At 68.4% G+C, this 5,933-nt stretch carries 4 protein-coding genes; 2 read left to right on the forward strand and 2 right to left on the reverse strand.

Annotation, left to right across the window (positions count from 1 at the left end; translation table 11 throughout):
* Positions 1–110: 110 nt before the first annotated feature.
* Complete coding sequence (locus O3Q52_RS47345; RefSeq protein ID WP_269654658.1) at positions 111–1,151, reverse strand: LacI family DNA-binding transcriptional regulator; 1,041 nt, start codon at positions 1,149–1,151, stop codon at positions 111–113.
* Between the two features lie 165 nt (positions 1,152–1,316).
* The gene (locus O3Q52_RS47350; protein ID WP_269654660.1) at positions 1,317–2,276 is read right to left on the reverse strand and encodes a multicopper oxidase domain-containing protein; all 960 of its coding nucleotides are present in this window, start codon (positions 2,274–2,276) and stop codon (positions 1,317–1,319) included.
* 235 nt (positions 2,277–2,511) lie between these two features.
* On the opposite strand from O3Q52_RS47350, the gene O3Q52_RS47355 reads away from it, so the two are divergent.
* On the forward strand, positions 2,512–5,031 hold the full coding sequence (locus O3Q52_RS47355) for a ThuA domain-containing protein (RefSeq protein ID WP_269654659.1): 2,520 nt from the start codon (positions 2,512–2,514) through the stop codon (positions 5,029–5,031).
* A gap of 38 nt (positions 5,032–5,069) precedes the next feature.
* A partial coding sequence (locus O3Q52_RS47360; protein ID WP_269654661.1) for a plastocyanin/azurin family copper-binding protein occupies positions 5,070–5,933 on the forward strand: 864 nt, incomplete at its 3' end.

Consider the following 5,933-nt stretch of genomic DNA (forward strand, 5'->3'; position numbering starts at 1 on the left):
GATGAAAGACAGGGGCGCAGCCCGGCTTCCAGGGGCGCGGGGAACGGCGCGAGCAACCCCCACTGGCCCGCACCCAAAACCCAACCCACCCCACGCCAACCCGCGGAGCGCTACGCGGAAGCCCGCCTCACCAATGTCGTCGGCAGCACGACACTGGACGGCGCCCCTGCCAATCCGCCGGAGGCCACCGCGGTCCGGTCGAGCCCCCGCAACAGCAACCGCGCCATCAGCCGACCCATCTCCTCGATGTCCTGCCGGACCGTCGTGAGCGGTGGGTCGGCCTGCTCGGTGAACGGCAGCATGTCGTCGAAGCCGACCACGGCGACGTCCTCGGGCACCCGCCGCCCCCGCTCGCGCAGGACGCGCATGGCGCCCACCGCCGTGAGGTCGTTGGCGGCGAACACCGCGTCCAGGTCGGGGCAGCGGTCGAGGAGTTCCCGCATCGCACGCTCACCGCCCCCCGGGGTGAAGTCGCCCTCCGCGATCAGCTTCGGGTCGGCGTCCACCATCACGTCCCGGAACCCGTCGAGCCGGTCGACCGCCGAGGTCTGGTCGAGGGCACCGGTGATGTGGCCGATGTTCCGGCGGCCCAGCCCGACGAGATGTCGTACGGCCTCGCGGGCGCCGCCCCGGTTGTCGCAGTCGACATAGACCGCGCCGCGCGAGCCGTCGATCCAGCCGGGCCGCCCGCCGTACACCGTCGGCACACCGTGGATGAGGCCGGGCAGCGGGTCGTCGAGGTGCATCGAGAAGACGAGCGCGCCGTCGACATGGCCGCCGGCGAGATAGCGGCCCACGCGCGCGTGGTCGGCGCGCCCCTCCGTGAGCAGCAGCACGAGCTGCGAGTCGTGAGCCGTCAGTTCCTTGCTGATGCCCCGGAGCTGAAGTGCGAAGAAGGGATCGGCGAAGACCTTGGTCTCCGGTTCGGCGATCACGACGGCGACGGCGTCGTGCCGCCGGGTCACGAGGCTGCGCGCGGCCTGGTTGGGCACGTAGCCGAGTTCCTCGACGGCCTGCCTGACCCGCTCGACCAGGGGCTCCCGCACACCGTCACCGCCGTTGACGACACGCGACACGGTGGCCCGGGACACTCCGGCCCTGGCGGCCACGGCCTCCAGCGTCGGGCGGGGCTCTGTCGACTGCTCGGACACCTCGGGGCTCCTCAGGGCGGCGTTTGCGGATCAGGATAGCCGCCGTACGACGCACCATTGAGAGCGCTCCCTGTTCACGTGATCGAATGTGCAGTCCCTGGAAAACCGCCTGGCCACCACATCACGGGCCGAGGACTCCGGCACCGCCTCGTCCGGCGCCCGCACTCACCGCCCGTGCTGCTCGTAGCCCGGAATCGTCCCGTCCGCCTTCTTCACCAGGAACAGGCCCACCATCCCCATGTCGGCGTGGCTCTGGACATGGCAGTGGTACATCCACGCCCCGGCCCCGACGCCCTCCCCGGCGATCACCTGGAATCCGAACGAGTCGGCGGGTCCCACGATCTTGTTGTCGATGACCTGGCTCGGGTCGTCGGGGCCGGTCAGCAGCCCGGTCCGGTTGTCCGCCCAGCGGTGACCGTGCACATGGAACGTGTGGTAGTACTCGCCGTGCGTGATCATCACGAACTCGACGCGATCGCCCACCGTGGCCTCGAAGTTGGGGCTCTGATGGCCGGGCTTGTTGTTGATCGTCATGTCGTTGAAGACGATCGTGTGCGTCTTGTCGGGGAGGATGTCGCCCTTGCGGCGGACGATCACAGGACCGTAGAGGCCCTTGCGGAGGCCGCCCGTGCCGTGTTCGGTGCCGACGACGTGGTCGTGGTAGTGCCAGTAGCCCGCACTGCCCGCCCGCCAGGTGCCGTCCTTGCGGCGGCCGGGGGCATGGGTGCGCCAGGTGTACGTACGGGTGTCACCCGGCTCGACCTGGGACTTGCTCAGCTTCGTGCCGTCGCTGGAGATCTCGTAGTCCAGGCCGTGGACGTGCAGACTCGCCGCCACGTCCATCGTGTTCTCGACCTCGATATGGGCGGTGTCGCCCTCGTTGAGTTCGATCAGCGGGCCGGGGATCGAGGCCCTGCCCTTCTCGAAGCCGTAGCCCATCGATCCGTCGGCCAGCTTCTCGATGTAGAGCTTGAGGTACTTCACCTCGCCGCCCGCGGGCGCGGTCCGGACCGGACTGTCCGCGGAGGTGGCGTCCTGCGCGGCCACGAGCGACAACGATGTCGCGACCGTGGCCACCGCGGCCCCGCCCAGCACCATCCGCCGGCTGAGGCCATGTCTGTCCATGTCGTCCGTGGTGCCCATGCCGAACTCCCCCAACTGGATGTGGAATCAACGGAATTGACGGAACTGAAGGACCGAGTGACAGAGACGAACCCGGGAGACGGTAGTGGCATCGCGTCCGTTCATCCACACCCAGGACAAAGTTCGTGCGATCCCGGTCATACCTATTGGCGAGTTCCGCGAAAAGGTCTAGCTTCCATGGCGCTGTTGCTGTGACCGACGAGGGATGGGTGACCACATGCGGCGCACTCCGCATCAAAAGCCCTTGGCCATACGAGGGTTGAGCATCGCCAGACGCAGAGCGAGACACAGGGGCTGGGCGGCCGCGCTGGCCGCCGGAGTCGTCACCGCGGGCGTCCTCTCGGGGCCGGCCGCGAGCGCGCGCCAGGCGCCCGACCCGGCGCTGACAACGATGTCGATCAAGTCGCCGCCCGGCGGCGCCGACGTACGTGTGCTGATCTTCCACGGATCCGCGGCGAACGGCGAGGAGTCGCCCGTCGTCAACGCCGGGATCGAGGCGATCGAGGACATCGGTCTGACGGGGCCGGCGGCACAACGGTTCAGTGTGACGGCCACGGACGGCGCCTCGGTCTTCACCAACGACACGAAGCTCAGCCGCTTCAACGCCGTCGTCTTCCTGACCGGCGGCGGAGACATCCTCGAACCGGAGCAGGAGTCCGGTCTGGAGGCGTACATGGAGGCGGGCGGCGGCTTCCTCGGCATCCGTGACGCGGCCCGCGCCGAGCCCTACTCGGACTGGTTCACGGGACTCGTCGGCGCCCGTCCGGCGGCCGGCAGCCCAACCGCCGTACAGCGCGCGACCGTTGAGGTCGGTGACCGCCAGCACCCGGCCACCAAGGACCTCCCGCTCCAGTGGAAGCGCCCCGACCAGTGGCTGAACTGGGTCAAGAACCCGTCCGGCGACGTGCACACCGTGGCCCGCGTCCGCGAGTCGACGTACCAGCCGGGCGACAGCAAGAACGGCGCGGACCACCCGGTGTCCTGGTGCCGCGACTACGACGGCGGCCGCTCCTTCTACACCGCCATGGGCGGCACGGTCTCCTCGTACGACGAGACGGACTTCCGCTCCCATCTGCGCGGGGCGCTCATGTGGACGACCCGCATCGCCCAGGCCGACTGCAAGGCCACGATCAACGCCAACTACAAGGCGGAGCGCCTGACCCAGCCCAACCAGCCGGGCCAGAACGACCAGATCGGCGAGCCGCACGGCCTGGTCACCGCGCCCGACGGCCGCGTGTTCTACATCGGCCGGGGCGGCGCCGACTCCTCGCAGCCCGTCGTCACGGACTGGAACAACCCGGACATCGGCAAGGGCAAGGGCGAGATCCACGTCTACGACCCGAAGACCAAGAAGGTCACGCTGGCCGGCGCGCTCACCGTCTTCGGCAACAAGGGCGGCGGCGACGAGCTCACCAAGGTCGAAGAGGGTCTGCTGGGCATCGAGTTGGACCCACGGTTCGAGGAGAACGGCTGGGTGTACCTGCACTACACGCCCCACTCCCGGATCAACCGCGACACGCGGATGGCCGAGCGCTATGTCTCCCGTTTCACGTTCAACTCGACCACGAGCAAGCTGGATCTGAACAGCGAGAAGGTCCTGCTGAAGTGGCCGGTCCAGATCAACAGCTGCTGCCACTCGGGCGGCGGCCTGGCCTGGGACTCCAAGAGCAACCTCTACATCGCGACCGGCGACAACAACTCCAGTGGTTTCAGCAGCGGTTACTCGGGCAACAACCCGCAGCCGAACTACAAGGGCGTCGCCTTCGCGGACGCGCGCCGCACGGCGGGCAACACCAACAACCTCAACGGCAAGATCCTGCGCATCCACCCGGAACAGGACGGCACGTACACCCTGCCCGAGGGGAACCTCTTCACGGGCAAGGAGACCGCCGAGGGCGGCGGCAAGACGCGCGGCGAGATCTACGTGATGGGGGTCAGAAACCCGGCACGCATCTCCGTCGACAAGAAGACCGACACCCTGTACGCGGGCTGGGTCGGCCCGGACGCCTCGGCGCCGTCGACGACCTGGGGGCCGGCGAAGTACGACACGTTCGCCGCGATCACCAAGCCGGGCAATCACGGCTGGCCGTACTGCATGGGTAACAAGCAGCCCTACCGGGACCGCAATCTGCCCGATCCGTCGCAGCCGCTCGGCTGGTACGACTGCGACAAGCCGAAGAACGAGTCGCCCAACAACGACGGTCTCGTCAACCTGCCGCCGGTCACCTCGAACACCATCTGGTACTCACCCCAGGGCGGCGGCCCGGACTTCCCGCGCGACTCGAACGGCATCCCGTCATACAAGGCGGAGGACCAGAAGTTCCTGCTGCCGTGGCTGAAGGGCGGTGGCCAGGCGGCCATGAACGGGCCCGTCTACCGGTACGACGCCGCGGCCGCGAGTGACGCGAAGTGGCCCTCCTACTGGGACGGCAAGTGGTTCGTCGGCGACTTCTACGACGCCGACCAACCGCGGCACGCCGTGCTCCTCGACCCCAAGACGGCCGGGCAGGGCGGCATTCCGGTGCACGCCGAGTCGCTCAAGAAGATCATCCCCATCGGCAACGACGGCATCAAGAACCTCATGGACTGGAAGTTCGGGCCCGACGGCACGCTGTACGTCCTCGACTACGGGCGCGGCTTCTTCACGTCGGACTCCAAGTCCGCGCTGTGGCAGGTGACGTACAAGGGCGGTGGCCCCACGCCTGCCGCCGATCAGCTGGCCAGGGAGGCGCAGTGATGAACGTGACGGGCGTACGAAGGCGAAGAACTGGGCGACTGTGGACGGCGGTGCTGGCGTCGCTGCTGATGGTGCTCGGGCTGGCGTCCACCTCGGCGTCCGGGCAGACCGACGGCGCCCCGGCGGACACAACGGGTACCGCCGCCAAGCAAACGCTTACGTGGACGGCCGGGAACGACATCACCAAGTACATGTCGGTGACCACCACGGCCGTCGCGGGCCCGACGACGATCGTCTTCGAGAACAGCAAGGCGACCGGCAACACCACCGGTATGCCGCACACGTTGACCTTCGACGTCTCCGACCCGGAGTACAACAACGACGTCCCGCTCAACATCCTGGCCAATCCGAACGACGACCAAGGCGGCAAGTACACCGCCGAGGTGACGCTCACACCCGGCCGTTACCGCTTCTTCTGCACCATCCCGGGCCACGGCCAGATGCAGGGCATCCTCGTGGTCACCGAGGGCGGCGGCGAGGACACCACGGCGCCCGAGACCGCGGCGGCCGTGAGCGGTACGCAGAACGCGGACGGCGCGTACGTCGGCTCGGCGACCGTGACGCTCAGCGCTACGGACGCCGGTTCGGGCTTGGAACGGATCGAGTACGCGATCGGTGACGCGGGTGCCTGGCAGCCGTACACCACGCCGGTCGTGGTCGATCAGGTCGGCGCCCACAAGGTCCGCTACCGGGCGCTCGACAAGGCCGGGAACGTGGCCGCCGAGAAGGCGGAGTCGTTCACGGTGGTGGCCAAGCCGACGGACGACACCACTCCCCCGGAGACATCGGCCTCAGTGACCGGTGAGCAGAACCCGCAAGGGGAGTACATCTCCATGGCGACCGTCACGGTGACGGCCTCCGACACCGGTTCCGGCGTCAACACCATCGAGTACGCGATCGGT

It is taken from the genome of Streptomyces sp. ActVer (assembly GCF_027270795.1).
Lineage (GTDB): Bacteria > Actinomycetota > Actinomycetes > Streptomycetales > Streptomycetaceae > Streptomyces > Streptomyces umbrinus_A.

What these genes read in the sequence shown, in the direction of transcription:
- O3Q52_RS47355 (WP_269654659.1), top strand. Translation starts at nt 2,512, where the DNA reads ATGCGGCGCACTCCGCATCAAAAGCCCTTGGCCATACGAGGGTTGAGC.
- O3Q52_RS47350 (WP_269654660.1), bottom strand. Translation starts at nt 2,276, where the DNA reads ATGGACAGACATGGCCTCAGCCGGCGGATGGTGCTGGGCGGGGCCGCG.